Genomic DNA, 23,575 nt, shown 5'->3' on the forward strand with positions numbered 1-23,575 from the left:
AAGGGCAGGTGATGGCCGCGGTTACGGCTTGGGGGCGCCCTCCAGAAGGGGGCGCCCCCGGGCCGCAGCCAGGCCGAGCGCAGTGCTTGCATATCTCATCCGACGGATCTTCGCCGTCATCGTCATGCTGTTGGTCATCTCGCTGGTGACCTTCGGAATCTTCTTCCTCTTCCCGAAGCTGATCGGGACGGATCCCGCGCTGTACTTCGTCGGGAAGCAGTCCGACCCCGCCGCCATCGAGGGCATCCGGCAGAAGATGGGTCTCGACGACCCGATCCTCGTCCAGTTCGGCAAGTTCATCGTCGGGCTGGTGGCGGGTCGCACGTACGCCAACGGCTCCGACGTCACGCAATGCGCCGCGCCCTGCTTCGGCTACTCCTTCAAGACCGAGCAGGAGGTGTGGCCGCTGCTTCTCGACTGGCTCCCGGTCACCCTCTCCCTCGCCGCGGGCGCCGTCGTGATCTGGGTGATCGGCGGTGTCGCCACCGGCGTCATCTCCGCCCTGAAGCGCGGCTCGGCCCTCGACCGCTCGGCGATGGGCGTCGCCCTCGCCGGCGTCTCCCTCCCCATCTACTTCACGGGCATGCTCTTCATCGCCCTCTTCTCCGACCAGCTCGGCTGGTTCGGGCGGCCGGAGGCGGCCTTCGCCGACGACCCGGGCAAGTGGTTCAACGGCATGGTCCTGCCGTGGGTCTCGCTCGCCTTCCTCTACGCGGCGATGTACGCGCGGCTCACCCGCGCGACCATGCTCGAAGTCCTCAACGAGGACTACATCCGCACGGCCCGCGCGAAGGGCCTGACGGAACCGGTCGTCATCGGCAAGCACGCCATGCGCTCGACGATGACGCCGATCCTGACCGTGCTGGGCCTGGACCTCGGCGCCCTGATGGGCGGCGCGGTGCTGACCGAGTCCACCTTCTCGCTGCACGGCCTCGGCTACAGCGCGGTCCGCGCCATCAGCGACCACGACCTGCCGGTCATCCTGGGCATCACCCTGATCTCCGCCTTCTTCGTCGTCGCCGCGAACCTCATCGTTGACCTCATGTACGCGGTGATCGACCCCCGAGTGAGGCTGTCATGACCGAACTGACCAAGACCGGAGCTCTGAACGAGCCCGTCGGCCCGGGGCAGCCCTCCGGCGCCTTCCTCGAAGTCCGCGACCTCAAGGTGCACTTCCCGACCGAGGACGGACTGGTCAAGTCGGTCGACGGGCTCTCCTTCACGCTGGAGAAGGGCAAGACCCTCGGCATCGTGGGCGAGTCCGGCTCCGGCAAGTCGGTCACCTCGCTGGGCATCATGGGCCTGCACCGCGTCGGCCAGTACGGCCGCCAGCGGGCCCGGATCTCCGGCGAGATCTGGCTGAACGGCAAGGAGCTGCTCTCCGCCGACGAGGACGAGGTGCGCAGGCTGCGCGGCCGGGAGATCGCGATGATCTTCCAGGACCCGCTGTCCGCGATGCACCCGTACTTCACCGTCGGCAAGCAGATCGCCGAGGCGTACCGGGTCCACCACAAGGTCGACAAGAAGGCCGCGCGCACGCGTGCGATCGAACTCCTCGACCGCGTCGGGATCCCCGAGCCGCACAAGCGGGTCGACAGCTACCCGCACGAGTTCTCCGGCGGCATGCGCCAGCGCGCGATGATCGCGATGGCGCTGGTCAACAACCCCGAACTGCTCATCGCGGACGAGCCGACCACCGCCCTGGACGTCACCGTCCAGGCGCAGATCCTCGACCTCATCCGGGATCTCCAGCAGGAGTTCGGCTCCGCCGTCATCATGATCACGCACGACCTCGGCGTCGTCGCCGAGATGGCCGACGAACTCCTCGTGATGTACGGCGGCCGGTGCGTCGAGCGGGGCACCGCCGAGAAGGTCTTCTACGAGCCCCGGCACCCCTACACCTGGGGCCTGCTGGGCTCGATGCCGCGCATCGACCGCGACCAGACCGAGCGCCTCATCCCGGTCAAGGGCTCGCCGCCCAGCCTCATCAACATCCCGAGCGGCTGTGCGTTCAACCCGCGGTGCCCGTACGCCGACGTACCCAAGGGCAATGTGACCCGTACGGTACGGCCGGAGCTCACGGAGGACGGCAGCCACCACTGGTCCGCCTGCCACATGTCGCAGGAGGAGCGGACCCGGATCTGGACCGAAGAGATTGCGCCGAAGCTGTGACCGACACGCCTGAGACCAAGAAGACGGAAGCCACCGTCATCCCCGCGCAGGCCTCGGACTCTCCCGAGCCCGATCTGCTGCTCAAGGTGACGGGCCTGACGAAGCACTTCCCGATCACCAAGGGGCTGCTGCGGCGGCAGGCGGGCGCGGTCAAGGCCGTCGACGGCATCGACTTCGACGTCCGGCGCGGTGAGACCCTCGGCATCGTCGGCGAGTCCGGCTGCGGGAAGTCGACCATGGGCCGGCTGATCACGCGGCTGCTCGAACCGACGGGCGGCACCGTCGAGTTCGAGGGGAAGGACATCACGCACCTCGGCGTCGCCGGGATGCGGCCGATGCGCCGCGACATCCAGATGATCTTCCAGGACCCGTACGGCTCGCTGAACCCGCGCCACACGGTCGGCACGATCGTCAGCGCCCCGTTCAAACTGCAGGGAGTGGAGCCGGAGGGCGGCCTCAAGGCGGAGGTGCAGCGTCTGCTGTCCCTCGTCGGCCTCAACCCGGAGCACTACAACCGCTACCCGCACGAGTTCTCGGGCGGCCAGCGCCAGCGCATCGGCATCGCGCGGGCCCTGGCGCTGAAGCCGAAGCTGGTGGTCGCGGACGAGCCCGTGTCGGCGCTGGACGTGTCGATCCAGGCCCAGGTGGTCAACCTGCTGGACGACCTCCAGGAGGAGCTCGGCCTCACGTACGTGATCATCGCGCACGACCTGTCGGTCATCCGGCACGTCTCGGACCGCATCGCGGTGATGTACCTGGGCAAGATCGTCGAGCTGGCCGACCGCAAGTCGCTGTACGAGGCGCCGATGCACCCGTACACGACGGCCCTGATGTCGGCCGTGCCGGTGCCGGATCCGCGCCGGCGCGGCGCCAAGAGCGGCCGCATCCTGCTCAAGGGCGACGTGCCGTCCCCGATCTCGCCGCCCAGCGGCTGCCGCTTCCACACGCGGTGCTGGAAGGCGACGCAGATCTGCACCACGCAGGAACCGCCGCTGCTGGCACTCAAGACGGGCCACCAGGTGGCCTGCCACCACCCGGAGAACGCCCCCGACCAGGCCCCGGGCGACCAGCCCCTGCCCGGCGCGGCGGACGCGGTGGACACGGTTTCGGAGTAGCGGCCGAAACGCCGACGGGACCGGGCTTGCCGCACAACGGCGCACCCCGGCCCCGTCGGCATGCCGACACCCTGCGGGGCAGGACCCTCCACTGCCGGGCAAGCCCGCTCCCTGCCGATCAGGCCGGGCAAGATCCAGCCCCTCCGGCGTTTGAGGAGCGGGGTCCGGGGCGGAGCCCCGAATCTTTGAGCCGCACTTGGGCGGTCAGGCCGGCCACACCCAGCCCCGCCGGCGTTTGAGGCGCGGGGTCCGGCGGAGCCCCAGGGGCGCGCAGCCCGGTCTGCGGGGGCGGCCGACGCGGCCCGGGGGCGGCCCCGAAGTCAGGACGGCCCGCCGCCGGGCGACAATGAGGCGGTGCTCCACGATCTCTTCCCGCCCGGGATCCAGCATGCCCTGGACCTCGCCGGCATCTTCGTCTTCGCCACCGCAGGCGCCCTCCTGGCCGTCCGCAAGAACTTCGACGTCTTCGGCATCGCCGTGCTCGCCCTCGTCACCGCCCTGGGCGGCGGCCTCTTCCGCGACCTCGTCATCGGCGCCGTACCGCCCGCCGCCTTCGGCGAGCTCAGTTTCTTCGTCACCCCGCTCGTCGCCGCCGCGATCGTCTTCTTCCTGCACCCCGAGGTCCAGCGGATCAACACCGCCATCAACGTCTTCGACGCCGCCGGCCTCGGCCTGTTCTGCGTGACGGGCACGACCAAGGCGTACGAGTACGGCCTCGGCCTCACCGCCTCCGCGGCGCTCGGCCTGGCCACCGCCGTCGGGGGCGGCGTCCTGCGCGACGTCCTCTCGGGCGAGGTGCCCCGGCTGCTGCGCGACCGGGAGATGTACGCCGTCCCGGCCACCGTCGGCTCCTCCATGGTGGCCGTCTTCATCGGCTTCGACGTCCTGAACGCCGTCACCACGGCCCTCGCGATCGTCACCACCTTCGTGCTGCGCCTGCTCGCCATGCGCTACCACTGGCGGGCCCCGCTGGCCTGGAACCGACGCTCCTCGGTGGCCGAAGAACCGTAGAAAAAAGCTACCGCTTAGTAGCTAGCCGGTGTTACCGTCGCTCACATGTCACACGCAGCTGCCCAGGCATCCATCGGCGACAGCGAGTTCGACCGCGACACCACCGTCACCGCGCGCGCGGACGAGCCCGGGGTGTACGACGCGGAACTCTCCGCCGGCTGGACGATCATCACCGCCGTCAACGGCGGCTACCTGCTGGCCCTGGTCGGCCGGGCCCTGTCGGCCGCCCTCCCGCACCCGGACCCGTTCTCCATCTCGGCCCACTACCTGACCTCGTCGGTGCCCGGCCCCGCGGTGATCCGCACCCACGTGGCCCGCGTCGGCCGCACCCTCTCCACCGGACAGGCCTCGCTGTTCCAGTACGACGAGAACGGCGCCGAGGTCGAGCGCATCCGCGTCCTCGCCTCGTACGGCGACCTCGCCTCGCTCCCGGACGACGTCCGCACCACGGCGGTCCCGCCGGTCATGCCCGCCTACGAGGACTGCCTCGGCCCCGAGGCCGGCCCGGCCCCGATCCCCGGCAGCTCCGCGATCGTCGACCGGCTCCGGCTGCGTCTGGACCCCGCGACCGCGGGCTGGGCCGTCGGCGCGCCCTCGGGCAAGGGCGAGATGCGGGCCTGGTTCGAACTGGCCGACGGCCGGGACGCCGATCCCCTCTCCATGCTCCTCGCGGTGGACGCCCTGCCGCCCACCTCCTTCGACCTGGGCCTGGTGGGCTGGACCCCGACGGTGGAACTCACCACCCACATCCGCCGCCGCCCGGCCCCCGGCCCCCTCCGCATCTCGATCACCACCCGCAACCTGGCCGGCGGTTTCCTGGAGGAGGACGCCGAAGTCTGGGACTCGGCCGACCACCTGGTGGCCCAGTCCCGCCAACTGGCCCGGGCGCCGCGCACCGCTTCTTGACCCACCCCTCGCACGGCGGGGGCATGATCCAGTCCCGCCGGCGTTTGAGGCGCGGGGTCTGGGGCGGAGCCCCAGGATCTGTCGGGTCCGGGCGGAGCCCGGGTGGGGGTCCCCCCGGACGGAGTCTGGGGGAGGTGGAAGGGCGGGTAGGGGGCCAGCCCCGCAGGGCCCCCGCCCCGCCCGTCGGCCGGGCGCCCCGGCCCGGGGGCCCCGGGCCGGGCCCCAGACAAGCCCGGCGCGGACCACCCGGGAACCCCCGCGGAGCGGAAGGGTCGGACCGCCCCCGTACACACTCGTAGAATCGGGGGATCATGGCCTACCTCGACCACGCCGCCACCACCCCGATGCTGCCGGAGGCCGCCGCGGCGATGACCGCGCAGTTCGCCGCCACGGGGAACGCGTCCTCCCTCCACGCCGCCGGCCGCCGCGCCCGCCGCACCGTAGAGGAGGCCCGCGAGGCCTTCGCCGAGGCGATCGGCGCCCGCCCGAGCGAGGTGGTCTTCACCGCCGGCGGCACGGAGGCCGACAACCTCGCCGTCAAGGGCCTCTACTGGGCCCGCCGCGACGCCGACCCCGCCCGGACCCGCGTCCTCACCAGCCCCGTCGAGCACCACGCCGTCCTCGACGCGGTCCACTGGCTCGCCGAGCACGAGGGCGCCCGGGTCGACTACCTGCCCGTGGACCGCTACGGCCGCGTGCACCCCGAAGCCTTCCGCGAGGCCGTCGAACGCAACCCGGACGACATCGCGCTCGCCACCGTCATGTGGGCCAACAACGAGATCGGCACCGTCATGCCGGTCCGTGAACTCGCCGCCATCGCCGCCGAACACGGGGTACCGCTGCACTCCGACGCCGTCCAGGCCTTCGGCCAGCTCGACGTCGGCTTCGCCGACAGCGGCCTCGCCGCCATGACGGTCAGCGGCCACAAGATCGGCGGCCCGTACGGCATCGGCGCCCTGCTGCTGGGCCGCGACCAGAGCCCCGTACCCGTTCTGCACGGTGGCGGGCAGGAGCGGCACGTCCGGTCCGGCACCCTCGACGTCCCGGCCGTCGCCGCCTTCGCGGTGGCCGCCACCCTCGCCGCCGAGCGGCGCGAGCGGTTCGCCACCGAGGTCGGCGCCCTGCGCGACGAGCTGGTCGCCGCGGTCCTCGCGACCGTGCCCGACGCCGTCCTCGGGGGAGACCCCGTCGACCGGCTCCCGGCCAACGCCCACTTCAGCTTCCCCGGCTGCGAGGGCGACTCCCTGCTCCTCCTGCTCGACGCGCAGGGCATCGAGTGCTCCACCGGCTCCGCCTGCACGGCCGGCGTGGCCCAGCCGAGCCACGTCCTGCTCGCCGTCGGCACCGACCCCGATCTGGCCCGCGGCACCCTGCGCTTCTCCCTGGGCCACACCTCCACCAAGGAGGACATCGCGGCCCTGGCCGCGGCCATCGGCCCGGCCGTGGCCCGCGCCCGCACGGCAGGCCTCAGCTAGGAGTGTCCGCCTGGGGGGACAGCCCTCTAGGCGGACAGCGCCTCGCCGACCAGGCGGATGTACCGGTTCCAGTCCCAGTGGCGGCCCGGATCCGTGTGGTCGGCGCCCGGCACCTCGGAGTGCCCGAGGATGTGCCGGCGGTCCACGGGTATGCCGTACCTCCGGCAGATGTCCGCCGCCAGCCGGGCCGACGCCGCGTACATGGCGTCCGTGAAGTCCTGCGGCCGGTCCACGTAGCCCACGTGCTCGATGCCGACGCTGCGCTCGTTCATCGAGCGGTTGCCCGCGTGGAAGGCGACGTCCAGTTCGCGCACCATCTGCTCGACGTGGCCGTCCTGGCGGACTATGTAGTGCGCCGACGCCTTGTGCCACGGGTTCTTGAAGGCGTCCACCGAGGACTCGAAGCCGCCCTGCGTCACGTGCACGACGATCCGGTCCACGCGGTAGTCGTCGGGCCGGTCCGCCAGCCGCCAGTTCGCGGGCGAGGCCGCCGTCCAGCTCGCGCCCGCGTGGTCCAGCTCGCCCTCCTTGCGCGGCTTGGCCACCCCCGGCAGCAGCCACCAGGCCCTGCGCACCTCGTCCCGGCCGGCGATCGCCGCCACCGTGAAGATCCCGAGCCCGCCGAAGAGCACGGCCCTGCGGGTCCTGCCGGGCCTGCCCGGCTTTCCCGCCGACTTCTTCCCCGGCGGCTTCTTCGCCTCGTTCCCCTTGGTCACCATCGTGATCCACCCCCCACAGCCGATAACGCGCTGTGGCCGCGCGCGGTTCCCCGTACCCTGGACGGTGCTATGACTGAGAACCTGCCGCGCACCGCCCGCCCCCTTCGCGTCCTGGCCGCCATGTCCGGCGGCGTGGATTCCGCCGTCGCCGCCGCCCGCGCGGTCGAAGCCGGGCACGACGTGACCGGCGTCCACCTCGCGCTCTCCGCGAACCCGCAGTCCTTCCGGACCGGCGCCCGCGGCTGCTGCACCATCGAGGACTCCCGCGACGCCCGCCGCGCCGCCGACGTCATCGGCATCCCGTTCTACGTCTGGGACCTCGCCGAGCGCTTCCGCGAGGATGTGGTGGAGGACTTCATCTCCGAGTACGAGGCCGGGCGCACCCCGAACCCCTGCCTGCGCTGCAACGAGAAGATCAAGTTCGCGGCGCTGCTCGACAAGGCCCTCGCCCTCGGCTTCGACGCCGTCTGCACCGGCCACTACGCCACCGTCGTCGAGAACGCGGACGGCTCCCGCGAGCTGCACCGCGCCTCCGACATGGCCAAGGACCAGTCGTACGTCCTCGGCGTCCTCGACGAGAAGCAGCTCGCCCACGCCCTCTTCCCGCTCGGTGACACCCTCACCACCAAGGACGAGATCCGCGCCGAGGCCGAGCGCCGCGGCCTGGCCGTGGCGAAGAAGCCGGACAGCCACGACATCTGCTTCATCGCCGACGGCGACACCCAGGGCTTCCTCGCGAACCGCCTCGGCAAGGCCGAGGGCGACATCGTCGACGAGGCGACCGGCGAGAAGGTCGGCACCCACGAGGGCGCCTTCGGCTTCACGATCGGCCAGCGCAAGGGCCTGCGCATCGGCCACCCCGCCCCCGACGGCAAGCCGCGCTACGTCCTCGACATCTCCCCGGTGAACAACACCGTCACCGTCGGCCCCGTCGAGGCCCTCGACGTCACCGCCCTCACCGCGATCCGCCCCCGCTGGTGCGGCTCCACGCCCGCCGCCCCGGGCACGTACACCGCGCAGCTGCGCGCCCACGGCGGCGAGACCGAGGTCTTCGCCGAGCTCGTGGACGGCGAGCTGCAGGTCCGCTTCACCGAACCGGTCCGCGGTGTGGCCCCCGGCCAGGCGATCGTCCTCTACGACGGCACCCGTGTGGTCGGCTCGGCCACGATCGCCACGACCACGCGGGCGACCGCCGCCGTCTGACCCGGCGGGATCAGGCCACCGTCAGGACGATCTTGCCGGTGGTCCGGCCCTGCTCGCCGATCTCGTGGGCCTTCGCGGCCTCCTCCAGCGGCAGGACGGTCTCGACCAGGGGCTTCAGCAGGCCCTGGTCCGCGAGAGCGGCGATCGCCTCCAGGCCCTTGAGGTCCGGGTCGACGAGCACCCAGGCCGCGTTCACCCCGTCGGCCGCGGCCGGGACGGAGTCCGGACCGGGCAGCGAGATCAGGTGCCCGCCGGGCCTGAGGACCTTCAGGCTGAGCTCGGCGGTCTCGCCGCCCAGCGCGTCCAGCACCACGTCGACGTCCGACACCGCTTCGGTGAAGTCCACCGAGCGGTAGTCGATCAGCTCGTCGGCGCCCAGCTCGCGCAGCACCTCGTGCTTGCCCGCGCTGGCGGTGCCGATCACGTACGCGCCGCGCGCCTTGGCGATCTGCACCGCCAGGTGCCCGACGCCGCCCGCCGCCGCGTGCACCAGCACCCGCTGTCCGGCCGTGACGCCGGCCGTGTCCACCAGCGCCTGCCAGGCGGTCAGCGCCGCCAGCGGCAGCGCCGCCGCCTGCACGTGGTCCAGCGAGGCGGGCTTGCGCGCGAAGTGCCGGGCCGGGGCCACCACGTACTCGGCGTAGCCGCCCGCCTGCCGCGGGAAGAGCGGCATGCCGTACACCTCGTCGCCCGGGGCGTAGAGGGTCACGCCGGGTCCGACCGCCTCGACGGTGCCGGAGACGTCCCAGCCGACGATCGGGGTCTCGCCCCAGGCGATCAGGGCGCCACTGGCCCGGGTCTTCCAGTCGACCGGGTTCACACCGGCCGCGTGGACGCGGACCAGGACCTCGCCCAGACCCGGCTCCGGCCGGTCGATCTCCCGCTCGACCAGGGTCTCGGGGCCGCCCCATCCGTTCACGACGATCGCGCGCATGTCTGTTTCCTCATTCCATGGGATTCCGTCCGATACCGGGTCCTCCCCGGCGACACGTTCCACACTCGGGCCTCGCGGGAGGCCGTGGTATTGGCCGGATGGCCATGGTGTGACAGGATCTGGCCATGGACAGCGCACGGAAAACGACAGCGGAGGCCGTGGCCGGCCGGCGCCCCCACCGCGTCGCGGTGCTCGCCCTGCCCGGTGTGCCCCCCTTCGAGCTGGGCATTCCCTCCCGCGTCTTCGGCAGCGCCGTGGACGAGGCCGGGCAGCCCCTGTACGAGGTCACCGTCTGCACCGCCGACGGCCGCCCCGTGCTCAGCGACGCCGGGTTCACCGTCCAGCCCGCCGCGGGCCCGGAAGCCCTCGCCGCCGCCGACACCGTGATCCTGCCGCCCACCCACGCCATGCCCGAGCTGGCCCACGGCGGACCCCTGCCCCCCGAGGTCACCGCGGCCATCGCCGGGATCCGCCCCGGCACCCGGCTCGTCTCCATCTGCACCGGCTCCTACGTGCTCGCCGCCGCCGGGCTCCTCGACGGCCGCCCCGCCACCACCCACTGGAACCTGGCACCCGAGTTCCGCCGGGCCTACCCCCGCGTCCAGGTCGACGAGGAGGTCCTGTTCGTCGACGACGGCGACGTCCTCACCTCCGCCGGCGTCGCCGCCGGGGTCGACCTGTGCCTGCACCTGATCCGCCGCGACCACGGGACCACCGTCGCCAACCGGGCGGCCCGCATGTGCGTCGTACCGCCCTGGCGCGACGGCGGGCAGGCCCAGTACATCGACCGCCCCGTCCCCGCCCCCACGGTCGCCACCACCACCGCCACCCGCGCCTGGGCCCTGGAACGCCTCGCCGAGCCGATCACCCTGGGCGAGCTCGCCGCCCACGCCCGGATGAGCCTGCGCACCTTCACCCGGCGGTTCCGCGACGAGGTCGGCATGACCCCCGTGCAGTGGCTCACCGGGCAGCGCCTGGAGGTCGCCCGCCAGCTGCTGGAGTCCAGCGACCTGCCCGTCGACCTGGTCGCGCACCGCGCCGGCTTCGGCTCCGCCAACTCCCTGCGCCAGCACATGCGGACCGCCTTCGGCGTCTCCCCGATCGCCTACCGCCGCACCTTCGGCCCGCACACCATGACCCCGGAGGTAATCGCCACCGCCGACGCCCGCTGACAGCCTGGGTGCAACGGCCGGAACCGCCCGGCCCGCCACACCGGGGAGACCGACATGACCGCGTACGCCATCGCCCACCTGCGCCGGCCCACCATCAACGACGACGTCATCCGCTACATCGAGGAGATCCAGGCCACCATGGACCCCTTCGGCGGCCGCTTCCTCGTCCACGGCAAGGAGGTCGAGGTCATCGAAGGCCCCTTCCCCGGCACGGTCGTCGTCATCTCCTTCCCCGACATCGAACGGGCCCGCGCCTGGTACGCCTCGCCCGCCTACCAGGCGATCCTCCCGCTGCGCACCGACCACATCCCGGGCGAGGCCGTCCTGGTCGAAGGAGTCCCCGCCGACTACGACGCCGCGGGGCGCGCCGCCGCCCTGCGCGAGACCGCCGGACCGTGACCCGCCCGCCGGGAGCGGCGGACCGAGGCGCCGGCGGGGCCCGGGCGGATGCGAGCATGGGCCGTATGGCTACTCACCTGATCACCGGTGCCGGTTCCGGCATCGGCGCCGCCGTCGCCGCCCGCCTGCACGCCCGCGGCGACGACCTCGTCCTGCTCGCCCGCGACGCCGCCCGCGCCCGGCAGCTCGTGGAGCGCTACCCGGGCGCGCGGACCCTCGTGGGCGACCTCGCGGACCCCGACCGGCTGTCGTGGGCGTTCTCCAAGCAGCCCGTGCCCGAGCGGATCGACTCCCTGCTCCACATCGCCGGGATCGTCGACCTCGGACCCGTCGGCGACCTGCGCCCCAAGACCTGGCACCAGCAGCTCAACGTCAACCTGATCGCCCCCGCGGAGGTCACCCGGCTGCTGCTGCCCACCCTGCGGGCCTCCAAGGCCACCGTCGTCTTCGTGAACTCCGGCGCCGGGCTCCACGCGCACGCCGACTGGAGCGCGTACGCCGCCTCCAAGCACGGGCTGAAGGCACTCGCAGACTCGCTGCGCGAGGAGGAGAAGGGCAACGGGATCCGCGTGACCTCCGTCTACCCGGGGCGCACCGCCAGCCCCATGCAGGCCAAGGTGCACTCGCAGGAGGGCAAGGACTACGACCCGGCCGCATGGATCGACCCCGAATCCGTCGCGACGACGATCGTCATGGCCGTCGACCTGCCCCGCGACGCCGAGGTCAACGACCTGAGCGTGAGGCCCGGCCGATGACCGCGAGCGCCACCGGCATCGGATCGCTTCCCGGCGGCGACGCCCGGGAGGCCGCCAAGACCGTCACCGGTTCCTTCGAGGAGTTCCCGTACCTCGCCGAGCTGCCCGCCCGCGGGCCCGGCGCGGACATGATCGGCCGCTCGCTCGGGCTGCTCGTCGACATGTACGCGCACGTCGAGCCCAGCGGCTGGCGGGTGAGCGACCGCCCGGGGCGCGACACCCGGCGCTCCCGGTCCTGGCTCGGCGAGGACCTCGACGCCCTGGAGGAGTTCACCCAGGGATACACCGGCAAGCTCAAGGTCCAGGCCGTCGGGCCGTGGACGCTGGCCGCCGCTCTCGAACTGCACGGTGGCGAGGCCATGCTCCAGGACGCGGGCGCCTGCCGCGACCTGGCCGGATCGCTCGCCGAGGGGCTGCGCGAGCACCTGGCCGACGTGCGCAAGCGGATCCCCGGCGCCCGGATCGTGCTCCAGTTCGACGAGCCCTCGCTCACCGCCGTCCTGCTCGGGCGGGTGCGGTCCGCGAGCGGCTACCGGACGTACCGCGCCGTCGACCGGCAGGTCGTCGAAGGGACGCTGAGGGAGCTGTTCGCCGTCCACGACGGCGAGGTGATCGTGCACTCCTGTGCGCCCGAGGTGCCCTTCGGCCTGCTGCGGCGGGCCGGCGCCGCGGGGGTGTCGTTCGATTTCTCCCTGCTCACCGAGCGCGAGGACGACGCCATCGGGGAAGCCGTCGAGGGCGGTACGAAACTCTACGCCGGAGTGGTGCCGGGCACCGACGGCCCGTTGTCAGACCCTGCCGGTAGCGTCATGGGTGTCAGGAAGCTTTGGCGCAGGCTGGGACTGGCCCCGGGGACTCTGGCGGAGTCCGTCGTGGTCACCCCGTCGTGCGGTCTGGCGGGCGCTTCACCCGCCTACGCCCGCGCGGCGCAGGCGCATTGCGTCAGGGCGGCGAGGTCGCTCGCCGACAACCCTGAGTGACGGTCGAGACGGGGCACGGGAGGACACGGCATGGCAGCCGAACAGCAGGACACGGCAGTACCGGCGGCGGTGCGTGAGCAGCACGCGCTGCTGGCCGAGCAGGTCGAGGAGCACCGCTTCCGGTACTACGTGAACGACGCGCCGGTCGTCAGCGATGCCGAGTTCGACAAGCTGCTGCGCTCCCTGGAGGCGCTGGAGGAGCAGTACCCGGAGCTGCGCACGCCCGACTCGCCCACCCAGAAGGTGGCCGGGGCGTACGAGACGGACTTCGCCTCCGTCCAGCACCGCGAGCGGATGCTCTCCCTCGACAACGCCTTCGACGACGAGGAGCTGGCGGCCTGGGCCGAGCGGGTCGCCCGGGACGCCGGCACCGCCGACTACCACTACCTGTGCGAGCTGAAGGTCGACGGCCTCGCGGTCAACCTCACCTACGAGAACGGCCGCCTGACCCGCGCCGCCACCCGCGGCGACGGCCGCACGGGCGAGGACATCACGCCGAACGTCCGCACCATCGCCGAGATCCCGGACCGCCTCAAGGGTGACCGGATCCCGGCCCTGGTCGAGATCCGCGGCGAGGTCTACTTCCCGATGGAGAAGTTCGAGGAGCTCAACGCCCGGCTCGTCGAGGCCGAGGGCAAGCCCTTCGCCAACCCGCGCAACGCCGCCGCCGGTTCGCTGCGCCAGAAGGACCCGAAGGTCACCGCCACCCGGCCGCTGCACATGGTGGTGCACGGCATCGGCGCCCGCCAGGGCTTCGACATCGACCACCAGTCGCAGGCCTACGAGCTGCTGCGCGAGTGGGGCCTGCCCACGGCCCGGCACAACAAGGTGGTCTCCTCGCTCGAGGAGGTGCGCGAGTTCATCGCCTACTTCGGCGAGAACCGGCACTCCGTGGAGCACGAGATCGACGGCGTGGTCGTCAAGCTCGACGAGATCGCCCTCCAGGGCCGCCTCGGCTCCACCGCCCGCGCCCCGCGCTGGGCCATCGCCTGGAAGTACGCCCCCGAAGAGGTCAACACCAAGCTGATCGACATCAAGGTCGGTGTCGGCCGCACCGGTCGCGTCACCCCGTACGCGCAGGTCGAGCCGGTGACGGTGGCGGGCTCCGAGGTGGAGTTCGCGACCCTGCACAACCAGGAGGTGGTCAAGGCCAAGGGCGTGCTCATCGGGGACACCGTCGTCCTGCGCAAGGCGGGCGACGTCATCCCCGAGATCCTCGGCCCGGTGGTCGACCTGCGCGACGGCACCGAGCGGGAGTTCGTGATGCCTGCCGTCTGCCCCGAGTGCGGGACGGAGCTGCGGCCCATGAAGGAGGGGGACATCGACGTCCGGTGCCCCAACGGGCAGACCTGCCCCGCCCAGCTGCGCGAGCGGCTCTTCTACCTCGGCGGCCGGCAGAGCCTGGACATCGAGAACTTCGGCATGGTGGCCGCCGCCGCACTCACCGCCCCGCTGGAGCCGGCCGAGCCCCCGCTGCTCGACGAGGGCGACCTCTTCGACCTCACCATCGAGCAGCTGCTGCCCATCAAGGCGTACGTCCGTGACCCGGACAGCGGGCTGCCCAAGCGGGATCCGAAGACCGGCGAGGAGAAGATCGTCACGGTCTTCGCCAACCAGAAGGGCGAGCCGAAGAAGAACGCCCTGGCGATGCTGGAGAACATCGCGGCGGCCAAGAGCCGTCCGCTGGCCCGCATCATCAACGGCCTGTCGATCCGTCACGTCGGCCCGGTCGCCGCGGAGGCGCTCGCCCGCGAGTTCCGGTCGATCGAGCGCATCGAGCAGGCCACCGAGGAGGAGCTGACCGCCACCGACGGCGTCGGCGCCATCATCGCGGCCTCCCTCAAGGAATGGTTCGCCGTCGACTGGCACCAGGAGATCCTGCGCAAGTGGCGGGAGGCCGGGGTCCGGATGGAGGAGGAAGGTTCCGCCGAGGAAGAGGGGCCGCGCCCGCTGGAGGGGCTGACCGTCGTCGTCACCGGCACTTTGCAGAGCCATACGCGGGACGGCGCCAAGGAGGCCCTGCAGAGCCGCGGGGCCAAGGTCACCGGCTCCGTGTCGAAGAAGACCTCGTTCGTCGTGGTCGGCGACAACCCGGGCTCGAAGTACGACAAGGCCGTGCAGTTGAAGCTCTCGATCCTCGACGACGCCGGTTTCGAGGTCCTGCTGGAGCAAGGCCCGGACGCGGCGCGGGAAGCCGCGCTTCCGGTGGACGGCGGGGGCGAAGAGCAGTAGGACGGAAGAAGGCAATCGCCTCGGGGGAGTAGCGAAGGCGAACGGATGCGTGGCGTGCGGCCGTACGGGCGGGCGCACGCCGGGCGCGTCCACCGGTGGTAAACGGCCGGTACAAGGCTGGTAGCAGGGCGGTGACCTGTCGGATCATCGGAGGGGTGACCGGGGGGTCCTGGTCCAAACTCACCCGTTCGGCGGATACCGTACTGATGAGGATGGCTGGGTCGCATTCGGGCAACCACCGCCGACCGCTGCCCCTGGGAGCCTCCTGCGTCCTACTGTTGAGGGGTGCGCCTGTCGTGCACGGCTGCAGGACGCGATGTCCGGCCGTGATGGCATGACGTCAGGGCCATTGCGTGACATCGGCACCGCCGGCTGTGAGAGGGACGGGCATGAAACCCACCGAAAGCGCCGACCCGTCACCTGAATTCGGCGGGGAGATCCCGTCCATGCGGGCGGGCCGGCTCGGTGTCCTGGGAGCCAGGACGCCGGAGACCCGACCGCTGGACCTCGGTACGGGAGAACCAGGGCGCCGCCGGGTGATGGCGCTCGCCATCGTGGGCCTCTCCGTCGTCGTCCTCGCGGCCGGCGTGGCATCCGCCCTGACCGGTCGTCATGCGCTGTTCCCCGGTGGCTCGGTGGGCTGGGCACTGGCCCTGCTGACCGGCATCATCGTCGGCCACCTCGTCGCGCTGGGCCGCGACCGCTGGTGGGGCGGCACCGGATCGGGCGCCGCCCTCACCCTCGGCGTGCTCATCCTCTACGGGTGGGTGCCCGCGGGACTCGTCTCCCTGGCGGTCGTCACCCTGGTCGGGGCCGCGCGCCGGCACCGCTGGCGGCAGGGGCTCCTGCACGGCTCCGTGGACGTCCTCGGCATCGGCGCGGGAGCCCTCGTCCTCGCCGCCTTCGGCGAGGCGCCGTCCGTCGAGTCCCCGTGGAAGCCCACCGGCTGGGGCCTGGACGCGGTCCCCGAGGTCATCCTCGTCGCCGTCACCTACCTGTGCGTCACCCGGGTCCTGCTGTGGCTCGCGCTGGCCCCGCGCGGCGGCGGCCTGCCGACCGTCGCCCGTACGGCCCTGGTCCGCCAGGCACTGGTGGCCGTCGCACTGCTCGGCATCGCCCCGCTGATCTGCGCCGTCGCGGTCACCCAGCCGGTGCTGCTGCCGCTGTTCGCCGTACCGCTGATCGCCCTGGACTCCACGCTGTGGATCGCCCGGGCCCGCGCCGAGGAACAGCTGCGCGACCCCCTGACCGGACTGCCGAACCGGCAGTGGCTGCTCGAGCGGGCCTGGTCCGCCCTGGACGAGGCTGAACGTTTGGGCACCCGGGCGGCGCTCGTGCTGATCGACCTGGACCGCTTCCGCGCCGTCAACGACACCCTGGGCCACCTGGCCGGGGACCGCCTCCTCCTCCAGATCGCCGAGCGGCTGCGCCAGGCCCTGCCCGAGGACGCCGAGGCGGCCCGGCTCGGCGGCGACGAGTTCGCCGTCCTGCTGCCCGTCGCCGACTCCACCACCAGCGCCCAGCGGATCGCCCGCCACCTGGTGGCGGAGCTCAGCTCCCCGCTGGACCTGGACGGCCTCACCCTCGTCCTGGAGGCCAGCGCCGGACTCGCCGTCTTCCCCGAGCACGCGCTGGACGCGGAGGGGCTGCTGCGGCGCGCGGACGTGGCGATGTACCAGGCGAAGCGGGACCGCACGGGTGTGGAGGTGTACGAGTCCAAGCGGGACAGCAACACGCCCGACCGGCTCGGCCTCCTCGGCGACCTCCGCCGGGCCCTCGACGCGGGCGAAGTGGAACTCCACTACCAGCCGAAGGTCCGCTTCGACGGGCAGGTGGCGGGGCTCGAAGCACTGGTGCGCTGGGTGCACCCGGAGCGGGGCCGGGTGTCCCCGGACGAGTTCATCGCGATCGCCGAGACCTCGGGGCTGATGCCGCACCTGACGGAGTACGTGCTGGAGACGGCCCTCGCCCAGGTGGCCCGGTGGCGGGCCCAGGGCCTGAAGGTCCCGGTCGCCGTCAACGTCTCGCCGCGCGACGTCCACACGCCCGGCTTCGCGGGGGCGGTGGCGGCGAGACTGGCCCGGCACGGGGTCCCGGCGAGCGGGCTCCAGCTGGAAATAACGGAACACGTGCTGCTGGAGGACCCCCAGCGGGCGGCGGACACCATGGCGGGGCTCACCGGCCACGGCGTGAAGATGTCCCTGGACGACTTCGGCACCGGCTACTCCTCCCTGGTCCACCTGCGGCGGCTGCCGGTCAGCGAGCTGAAGATCGACCGCTCCTTCGTGGGCCGCCTCGCCGTCGACGCGCAGGACGCGGAGATCGTCCGCTGCACGGTCGACCTGGCGCACTCGCTGGGGCTGCTGGTCGTCGCGGAGGGCGTGGAGGACGACGAGACGTGGGAGCGGCTGCGGGACCTGGGCTGCGACGCGGTCCAAGGGTGGCTGGTCGCGGCCGCCATGCCGCCGCAGGAGGCCACGGCCTGGCTCCTCGCCCGCGGCGAGCGGGGCTGGCGCCGCCCGGCCGACATCTCGGCGGAACTGGCCGCGGCGGACGCCGACGCCGGCTGACGCCGCCGGCAAGCGCGGACGCGCCGCTTCGCTTCCACGTGCCGCCCGGCAGGGTGGAAGCCGCACCTGACAGCGGTGCGGGGGCAAATTCAGCCCCGCCGGCGTTTGAGGCGCGGGGTACGGGGCGGAGCCCCGGATCGGTGAGCCGCACCCGGCGGCCGGGCGGTAGCCCGATCCAGCCCCGCCGGCGTTTGAGGCGCGGGTACGGGCGGAGCCCGGGAAGCCCCGCGCAGCGGTCCGGACCCGGCCCCCGCGCGCAGCCACGGCAAACCGTTTAGCGGGTCAGGGGGCGGGCCCCATAGGATTGGGCCCGAAACCTACACACTCACCACCCCCAGAGGATCGCTGCATGCCTGGCATCACGCGCGAGGAGGTCGCCCACCTCGCTCGGCTGGCACGTCTGGAGCTCAAGGCCGAAGAGCTGGAACACTTCGCCGGACAGCTCGACGACATCATCGGCGCGGTCGCCCGCGTATCCGAGGTCGCCGACCAAGACGTACCGCCGACCTCCCACCCGCTGCCCCTGACGAACGTCATGCGCGCGGACGAGGTCCGTCCTTCGCTCACCCCCGAGCAGGCGCTCTCCGGCGCTCCCGCCCAGGAGCAGCAGCGTTTCAAGGTGCCGCAGATCCTGGGGGAGGACTAATCACCATGGCTGACACCCACATCATCAGGCTCACGGCCGCCGAGACCGCCGAGAAGATCGCCTCCGGCGAGCTCACGGCCGTCGAGGTCACCGAGGCCCACCTGGCCCGCATCGACGCGACCGACGAGAAGGTCCACGCCTTCCTCCACGTCGACCGCGAAGGCGCCCTCGCCCAGGCCGCGGCCGTCGACGCCAAGCGCGAGCGCGGTGAGAAGCTCGGCCCGCTGGCCGGCGTCCCGCTCGCCCTCAAGGACATCTTCACCACCGTCGGGGTCCCGACCACCGTCGGCTCGAAGATCCTCGAAGGCTGGATCCCGCCCTACGACGCCACCCTGACGCGCAAGCTCAAGGAAGCCGACGTCGTCATCCTCGGCAAGACCAACATGGACGAGTTCGCCATGGGGTCGTCGACGGAGAACAGCGCCTACGGCCCCACCGGCAACCCGTGGGACCTCACCCGGATCCCCGGCGGCTCCGGCGGCGGCTCCGCGGCCGCGCTGGCCGCCTTCCAGGCGCCCCTCGCCATCGGCACGGACACCGGCGGTTCCATCCGCCAGCCCGCCGCCGTCACCGGCACGGTCGGCGTCAAGCCCACCTACGGCGGCGTCTCCCGCTACGGCATGGTCGCGTTCTCGTCCTCCCTCGACCAGGGCGGGCCCTGCGCCCGTACGGTCCTGGACGCCGCGCTCCTGCACGAGGTCATCGCCGGCCACGACCCGCTGGACTCGACCTCCATCGACGCGCCGGTCCCGCCGGTCGTCGAGGCCGCCCGCAACGGGTCGGTCGCCGGCATGCGCGTCGGCGTGGTCAAGCAGTTCGCCGGCGAGGGCTACCAGGCCGGCGTCGTCCAGCGCTTCAACGAGTCGGTGGAGCTCCTCAAGGAGCTCGGCGCCGAGATCGTCGAGCTGGACTGCCCGTCCTTCGACCTCGCGATGGCCGCGTACTACCTGATCGCGCCGTCCGAGTGCTCCTCGAACCTGGCCCGCTTCGACGCCATGCGCTACGGCCTGCGCGTCGGCGACGACGGCACCAAGTCCGCCGAGGACGTCACCGCGCTCACCCGCGAAGCCGGTTTCGGCGACGAGGTCAAGCGCCGCATCATCCTCGGTACGTACGCGCTCAGCTCCGGCTACTACGACGCGTACTACGGTTCCGCCCAGAAGGTCCGCACCCTCATCTCGAAGGACTTCGAGAAGTCCTTCGAGCAGGTCGACGTGATCGTCTCCCCGACGACCCCGACCACCGCCTTCCCCATCGGCGAGCGCACCGACGACCCCCTCGCCATGTACCTCGCGGACCTGTGCACCATCCCGACCAACCTGGCCGGGAACTCCGCCATGTCGCTGCCGTGCGGCCTGGCGCCCGAGGACGGCCTGCCGGTCGGCCTGCAGATCATTGCCCCGGCGATGAAGGACGACCGCCTGTACAAGGTGGGCGCGGCCGTCGAAGCCGCCTTCGTCGCGCGCTGGGGTCACCCGCTGCTTGAGGAGGCACCGTCGCTGTGAGCACCAGTGCACTGTCCAAGGCCAAGGGCTTCAAGAAGTCCAAGTCCGGCACGTACCTGTCGATCGGCACCACCGCCTTCGGCGCCGTCAGCGTGATCAAGCAGGCCAAGAAGGCCCGCCTGGAGAACGACACGCTGAGGCTGGTCGACGCCGTCGTGTCCGCAGCCGCCATCGTCACCGGCCTCGCGATCCTGTACCGCGAGCTGAAGCGCCTGGGCGACGACGACGTCCTGCTGGGCTGAGAGGGAAAAGTTTCACCGTGAGCACCTACACCGAACTGATGTCGTACGAGGACGCTCTCGCCTCGTTCGACCCCGTCATGGGCCTCGAGGTCCATGTCGAGCTCGGCACCAAGACCAAGATGTTCTGCGGCTGTTCCACCGAGCTGGGCGCCGAGCCCAACTCGCAGACCTGCCCGACCTGCCTCGGTCTGCCCGGCTCCCTCCCGGTCGTCAACGCGATCGGCGTCGAGTCGGCCATCAAGATCGGCCTCGCGCTGAACTGCGAGATCGCCGAGTGGTGCCGCTTCGCCCGGAAGAACTACTTCTATCCGGACATGCCGAAGAACTTCCAGACCTCCCAGTACGACGAGCCGATTGCCTTCAACGGCTACCTCGACGTGCAGCTGGAGGACGGCGAGGTCTTCCGCGTGGAGATCGAGCGCGCCCACATGGAGGAGGACACCGGCAAGTCGCTGCACGTCGGCGGCGCCACCGGCCGTATCCACGGCGCGTCTCACTCCCTGCTGGACTACAACCGCGCCGGCATCCCGCTCATCGAGATCGTCACCAAGCCGATCGAGGGCGCGGGCGTCCGGGCTCCCGAGGTCGCCAAGGCGTACGTCGCCGAGCTGCGCGAGGTCATCAAGGCGCTCGGCGTCTCCGAAGCCCGTATGGACAAGGGCCAGATGCGCTGCGACGTGAACCTGTCGCTGCGCCCCGGCCCCCAGGCGCCCTTCGGCACGCGCAGCGAGACGAAGAACGTCAACTCCCTGCGCTCCGTCGAGCGCGCGGCCCGCTTCGAGATCCAGCGGCACGCGGCGGTCCTCACGTCGGGCGGCGTGATCGTGCAGGAGACCCGGCACTTCCACGAGGAGGACGGCTCCACCACGGCCGGCCGCATCAAGGACAACGCCGAGGACTACCGGTACTTCCCGGAGCCCGACCTGGTCCCCGTGGCCCCGTCGCGTGACTGGGTCGAGGAGCTGCGCGCCGGCCTGCCCGAGATGCCGCGCGTGCGCCGCAACCGGCTCCGCGAGGAGTGGGGCGTGAACGAGCACGACATGCAGTCGATCCTCAACGCGGGCGCGGTGGACTCCATCGTCGCCACGATCGAGGCGGGGGCCGACTCGACCGCCGCGCGCAAGTGGTGGATGGGCGAGCTGGCCCGCAACGCCAACGAGCAGGGCGTCTCCGTCGACGAGCTGCCGATCACCCCGGCCGAGGTGGCCCGGGTGGCGGCCCTGGTCGCGGACGGCTCGCTCAACGACAAGCTGGCCCGCAAGGTCCTCGAAGGCGTCCTCGCCGGCGAGGGCACCCCGGACGAGGTCGTCGAGAAGCGCGGCCTGAAGGTCGTCTCGGACGAGGGCGCGCTCGGCGCGGCCGTGGACGAGGCCATCGCGGGCAACGCGGCCATCGCCGACAAGATCCGCGGCGGCAAGATCGCCGCCGTCGGCGCCCTGGTCGGCGCGGTCATGAAGACCACCCGCGGCCAGGCCGACGCGGCCCGCGTCAAGGAGCTCATCCTGGAGCGCCTGGGCGTCTCCGAGTAGGACCCGTGACGCGAAGGCGGCCCCGCACCGGTTCTCCGGTGTGGGGCCGCCTTGCGTTTCCGGGGTTCAGCGCGTCAGCTGCGGGGCGGCGATGACCACCTTGCCCATGTCGCACCCCGCGTCCACCTTGATGCGCAGGCGCAGGGCGCCGCTCACCTCCACCCTCTTGGTGACCGGATGGCCGAGGGCGACCAGCTCGGAGAAGGCGGCCGGCTGGCCGTCGAGCGAGATGCTGACCCGGCCGCTCTCCTTGCTGGAGCCGTCGTCGACTCCGGCCGTGAAGTCCAGGTACTTCCACTCGCGGTTGAGGTCGAACTCGGCGATCGCGTCGCCGTTGCAGCCCAGGTCGGCGATGAACGCCGCGCCGTACTGCTTCGTGTTGATCTTCGCCGCTCCGACCGTGAAGTCGCCCAACCCGTCGACGGGGTTCATAACGGTCAGGTCGGCGGCGTTGACCCCGGGTGCGGCGCCGCCCGCGGGCTTCGAGGCGGTGGCGGTGGGTTCCACCAAGTCGCCACCGGGGCTCGCCGAGGCGCTGGGCGTCGGGGTCGCGGACGGGGTCTGCTGACCGGACGCGACGGCCGCCGGTCCGTCCGAGCCCGACGCCTGCCCGGCTCCCCGGTCCTTGTCCTTGAGCAGTTGTACGCCGACCACCGCGAGCGCCGCCAGGACCACCACGGCGGCCACCGAACCCAGGACCAGGCCGGTCCGCCGCTTCCCGGCCGGCCGCGGCGGCTCAGGGGCGGGGGCGGGGGGAGGGGCCGCGCTCGGGTGGTACGCCGGTCCGTACCCCGGGGGAACCGACTCGGGCACCGTGGCCGGCCCCGGGTCGGGGGTGGTCAGCGGCGCCGTCGGCACGTAGGGGGCGGGCGGCTGCGCCTCTCCTGACCGCGCCTCCACGGGCGGTGGTGCGGCCGCGGGCCGCGCTGCCCCGGGCGGGTCGACCGGCTGCGGAGGTGCCAGGGGCGCGGGCGGCGGCGCGGCCGGCCTCGGCGGGGCGTCCCGGACGGAGGCCGGCCGCGAGGTCGAGGCGGTCGTGGAGACCACCGCGTGCCGGACGTCCTTCATCCAGCCCGCCAGGCTCACCGGCCGCTCGGCCGGGTCGGCCGAACAGATCGCGGTGATCCGCGCCCGCTGCTCGGCGTCCAGTACGGCGATCTGCGGCAGCGCGGCCAGCGCCCGGGCCAGCTGCTCGGGCGTGGTGGGCGGCGACTGCCCGCTCAGCAGGAAGTAGGCGATGGCCCCGAAGGCGTACCGGTCCGTGCCCGGGGTCCGCTTGCCGTCGAAGACCTCGGGGGCCGCGTAGCCCGGGGTGAACCAGACCTCGGCGGTCTGGTGGTCGGCGGTCAGCTTGCTGAGGCCGAAGTCCACCAGCGTGGCCTGCCCGTACTCGTCCACCATCACGTTGCCGGGGGAGAGGTCGCCGTGGATCACCTGCCGCCCCGAGGGGGTGGCCTTCCCAGAGTGCAGCCAGTCCAGTACGTCGGCCAGCTGCTCCAGCGTGCGCATCACCTCGCGCCGCTCGGCGGCGGTGGCCAGGGTCCGCTCCGCCCGCCAGTCGCGCAGGTCGAGTCCGTCGACGTGGTTCATGACCAGGACGAGCGCCCGTCCGGTCAGGGTCGAGGACTCCCCGGGCCGGTGGATCGGCGGTCCTTCGAAGTGCTCCCGTACGCCCACCACACCGGGTCGGTGGACGAAGCGCAGCAGTTCCGCCTGCTCGTTCCACTTACGGCTGATCCGGTCGAAGATCTCGGGCGTGATGGTCGTCTTGGAGTCGAGCACCTTGACGACCACGGGTTCGGCCCCGCCGGCGAGCTCGATCTCGGCGAGATAGAGCACGGCCTCCCCGCCGCGCCCGATGGAGCGGAGCAACCGATATCGGTCGGCTGCCGCGTCCGGACCGATGTGCAGGTTCTGGCTGGTCAATTTCCCCCCAGCTCCAGTGATTTGAGTGGGGATCAGCTTGGCGTGGCCCAGGTCACCCGGTCAATGGGAACCCGAGCTCGAGTG

The 23,575-nt window shown here is 72.2% G+C and carries 20 protein-coding genes; 17 read left to right on the top strand and 3 right to left on the bottom strand.

Going from position 1 to position 23,575, the window contains the following annotated elements:
• Positions 1-82: 82 nt before the first annotated feature.
• The 6 genes from ACIP5M_RS19050 to ACIP5M_RS19075 all read left to right on the top strand — a co-directional run bounded on the left by ACIP5M_RS19050 (position 83) and on the right by ACIP5M_RS19075 (position 6,679).
• The gene (locus tag ACIP5M_RS19050) at positions 83-1,081 is read left to right on the top strand and encodes an ABC transporter permease (protein WP_401198415.1); all 999 of its coding nucleotides are present in this window, start codon (positions 83-85) and stop codon (positions 1,079-1,081) included.
• Positions 1,078-2,172, top strand: coding sequence for an ABC transporter ATP-binding protein (locus ACIP5M_RS19055; RefSeq protein WP_401198417.1), 1,095 nt, complete (start codon positions 1,078-1,080; stop codon positions 2,170-2,172). Before ACIP5M_RS19050 ends, ACIP5M_RS19055 begins: the two co-directional genes overlap by 4 nt.
• On the top strand, positions 2,169-3,287 hold the full coding sequence (locus tag ACIP5M_RS19060; RefSeq protein ID WP_401198419.1) for an ABC transporter ATP-binding protein: 1,119 nt from the start codon (positions 2,169-2,171) through the stop codon (positions 3,285-3,287). The genes ACIP5M_RS19055 and ACIP5M_RS19060 overlap by 4 nt, the downstream gene beginning before the upstream one ends.
• Positions 3,288-3,641: 354 nt before the next feature.
• Complete coding sequence (locus ACIP5M_RS19065) at positions 3,642-4,298, top strand: trimeric intracellular cation channel family protein (RefSeq protein WP_401198421.1); 657 nt, start codon at positions 3,642-3,644, stop codon at positions 4,296-4,298.
• Positions 4,299-4,343: 45 nt separating this feature from the next.
• Positions 4,344-5,204, top strand: a complete 861-nt coding sequence (locus ACIP5M_RS19070; RefSeq protein WP_401198423.1) for a thioesterase family protein — start codon at positions 4,344-4,346, stop codon at positions 5,202-5,204.
• Positions 5,205-5,515: 311 nt separating this feature from the next.
• Positions 5,516-6,679, top strand: coding sequence for a cysteine desulfurase family protein (locus ACIP5M_RS19075; RefSeq protein ID WP_401198425.1), 1,164 nt, complete (start codon positions 5,516-5,518; stop codon positions 6,677-6,679).
• Between the two features lie 26 nt (positions 6,680-6,705).
• On the opposite strand, the gene ACIP5M_RS19080 is transcribed toward ACIP5M_RS19075, so the two are convergent.
• Entirely contained in the window at positions 6,706-7,398 is a 693-nt protein-coding gene (locus ACIP5M_RS19080) for an N-acetylmuramoyl-L-alanine amidase (protein ID WP_401198426.1), read from the bottom strand.
• A 69-nt stretch (positions 7,399-7,467) separates the two neighbouring features.
• Here ACIP5M_RS19080 and mnmA point away from each other — a divergent pair, with 69 nt between their 5' ends.
• Positions 7,468-8,601, top strand: a complete 1,134-nt coding sequence (gene mnmA, locus ACIP5M_RS19085; protein ID WP_401198428.1) for a tRNA 2-thiouridine(34) synthase MnmA — start codon at positions 7,468-7,470, stop codon at positions 8,599-8,601.
• A 10-nt stretch (positions 8,602-8,611) separates the two neighbouring features.
• Here the strand turns inward: mnmA and ACIP5M_RS19090 are convergent, their stop codons facing one another.
• Positions 8,612-9,535 carry an NADP-dependent oxidoreductase gene (locus ACIP5M_RS19090; protein WP_401198429.1) on the bottom strand — a complete coding sequence of 308 codons (924 nt, stop codon included), beginning with the start codon at positions 9,533-9,535 and terminating at the stop codon, positions 8,612-8,614.
• Between the two features lie 125 nt (positions 9,536-9,660).
• On the opposite strand from ACIP5M_RS19090, the gene ACIP5M_RS19095 reads away from it, so the two are divergent.
• From ACIP5M_RS19095 to gatB, 10 genes are all read left to right on the top strand, one after another.
• A complete protein-coding gene (locus ACIP5M_RS19095) occupies positions 9,661-10,707 on the top strand; it encodes a GlxA family transcriptional regulator (protein WP_401198431.1) in 1,047 nt (348 codons plus the stop codon).
• Between the two features lie 54 nt (positions 10,708-10,761).
• Positions 10,762-11,106 (top strand): DUF1330 domain-containing protein, encoded by a 345-nt coding sequence (locus ACIP5M_RS19100; RefSeq protein WP_401198432.1) that lies wholly within the window; start codon positions 10,762-10,764, stop codon positions 11,104-11,106.
• 65 nt (positions 11,107-11,171) lie between these two features.
• Positions 11,172-11,861 carry an SDR family oxidoreductase gene (locus ACIP5M_RS19105; protein WP_401198434.1) on the top strand — a complete coding sequence of 230 codons (690 nt, stop codon included), beginning with the start codon at positions 11,172-11,174 and terminating at the stop codon, positions 11,859-11,861.
• Positions 11,858-12,841, top strand: coding sequence for a methionine synthase (locus ACIP5M_RS19110; RefSeq protein ID WP_401198436.1), 984 nt, complete (start codon positions 11,858-11,860; stop codon positions 12,839-12,841). Before ACIP5M_RS19105 ends, ACIP5M_RS19110 begins: the two co-directional genes overlap by 4 nt.
• 30 nt (positions 12,842-12,871) lie before the next feature.
• A complete protein-coding gene (ligA, locus tag ACIP5M_RS19115; protein ID WP_401198437.1) occupies positions 12,872-15,073 on the top strand; it encodes an NAD-dependent DNA ligase LigA in 2,202 nt (733 codons plus the stop codon).
• Positions 15,074-15,612: 539 nt separating this feature from the next.
• Positions 15,613-17,643 carry a putative bifunctional diguanylate cyclase/phosphodiesterase gene (locus ACIP5M_RS19120; RefSeq protein WP_401198553.1) on the top strand — a complete coding sequence of 677 codons (2,031 nt, stop codon included), beginning with the start codon at positions 15,613-15,615 and terminating at the stop codon, positions 17,641-17,643.
• A gap of 349 nt (positions 17,644-17,992) precedes the next feature.
• Positions 17,993-18,289 carry an Asp-tRNA(Asn)/Glu-tRNA(Gln) amidotransferase subunit GatC gene (gene gatC / locus ACIP5M_RS19125; RefSeq protein ID WP_165335824.1) on the top strand — a complete coding sequence of 99 codons (297 nt, stop codon included), beginning with the start codon at positions 17,993-17,995 and terminating at the stop codon, positions 18,287-18,289.
• Positions 18,290-18,294: 5 nt separating this feature from the next.
• A complete protein-coding gene (gene gatA, locus ACIP5M_RS19130; RefSeq protein ID WP_401198439.1) occupies positions 18,295-19,794 on the top strand; it encodes an Asp-tRNA(Asn)/Glu-tRNA(Gln) amidotransferase subunit GatA in 1,500 nt (499 codons plus the stop codon).
• Positions 19,791-20,036 (top strand): hypothetical protein, encoded by a 246-nt coding sequence (locus ACIP5M_RS19135; protein ID WP_401198440.1) that lies wholly within the window; start codon positions 19,791-19,793, stop codon positions 20,034-20,036. Before gatA ends, ACIP5M_RS19135 begins: the two co-directional genes overlap by 4 nt.
• Before the next feature lie 38 nt (positions 20,037-20,074).
• Positions 20,075-21,565, top strand: a complete 1,491-nt coding sequence (gene gatB, locus ACIP5M_RS19140; RefSeq protein ID WP_401198555.1) for an Asp-tRNA(Asn)/Glu-tRNA(Gln) amidotransferase subunit GatB — start codon at positions 20,075-20,077, stop codon at positions 21,563-21,565.
• A 66-nt stretch (positions 21,566-21,631) separates the two neighbouring features.
• Here the strand turns inward: gatB and ACIP5M_RS19145 are convergent, their stop codons facing one another.
• The gene (locus ACIP5M_RS19145; protein WP_401198442.1) at positions 21,632-23,491 is read right to left on the bottom strand and encodes a protein kinase; all 1,860 of its coding nucleotides are present in this window, start codon (positions 23,489-23,491) and stop codon (positions 21,632-21,634) included.
• Between the last annotated feature and the right edge of the window lie 84 nt (positions 23,492-23,575).

Source organism: Streptomyces sp. NPDC088762, assembly GCF_044750905.1.
In the GTDB taxonomy this organism is placed as follows: Bacteria; Actinomycetota; Actinomycetes; order Streptomycetales; family Streptomycetaceae; genus Streptomyces.

Excerpts from the sequence above, each read along its gene's own strand:
- ACIP5M_RS19055 (WP_401198417.1), top strand. The coding sequence starts at position 1,078 with ATGACCGAACTGACCAAGACCGGAGCTCTGAACGAGCCCGTCGGCCCG.
- ACIP5M_RS19070 (WP_401198423.1), top strand. The coding sequence starts at position 4,344 with ATGTCACACGCAGCTGCCCAGGCATCCATCGGCGACAGCGAGTTCGAC.
- ACIP5M_RS19075 (WP_401198425.1), top strand. The coding sequence starts at position 5,516 with ATGGCCTACCTCGACCACGCCGCCACCACCCCGATGCTGCCGGAGGCC.
- ACIP5M_RS19080 (WP_401198426.1), bottom strand. The coding sequence starts at position 7,398 with ATGGTGACCAAGGGGAACGAGGCGAAGAAGCCGCCGGGGAAGAAGTCG.
- mnmA (WP_401198428.1), top strand. The coding sequence starts at position 7,468 with ATGACTGAGAACCTGCCGCGCACCGCCCGCCCCCTTCGCGTCCTGGCC.
- ACIP5M_RS19090 (WP_401198429.1), bottom strand. The coding sequence starts at position 9,535 with ATGCGCGCGATCGTCGTGAACGGATGGGGCGGCCCCGAGACCCTGGTC.
- ACIP5M_RS19095 (WP_401198431.1), top strand. The coding sequence starts at position 9,661 with ATGGACAGCGCACGGAAAACGACAGCGGAGGCCGTGGCCGGCCGGCGC.
- ACIP5M_RS19100 (WP_401198432.1), top strand. The coding sequence starts at position 10,762 with ATGACCGCGTACGCCATCGCCCACCTGCGCCGGCCCACCATCAACGAC.
- ACIP5M_RS19105 (WP_401198434.1), top strand. The coding sequence starts at position 11,172 with ATGGCTACTCACCTGATCACCGGTGCCGGTTCCGGCATCGGCGCCGCC.
- ACIP5M_RS19110 (WP_401198436.1), top strand. The coding sequence starts at position 11,858 with ATGACCGCGAGCGCCACCGGCATCGGATCGCTTCCCGGCGGCGACGCC.
- ligA (WP_401198437.1), top strand. The coding sequence starts at position 12,872 with ATGGCAGCCGAACAGCAGGACACGGCAGTACCGGCGGCGGTGCGTGAG.
- ACIP5M_RS19120 (WP_401198553.1), top strand. The coding sequence starts at position 15,613 with ATGGCGCTCGCCATCGTGGGCCTCTCCGTCGTCGTCCTCGCGGCCGGC.
- gatC (WP_165335824.1), top strand. The coding sequence starts at position 17,993 with ATGCCTGGCATCACGCGCGAGGAGGTCGCCCACCTCGCTCGGCTGGCA.
- gatA (WP_401198439.1), top strand. The coding sequence starts at position 18,295 with ATGGCTGACACCCACATCATCAGGCTCACGGCCGCCGAGACCGCCGAG.
- gatB (WP_401198555.1), top strand. The coding sequence starts at position 20,075 with ATGTCGTACGAGGACGCTCTCGCCTCGTTCGACCCCGTCATGGGCCTC.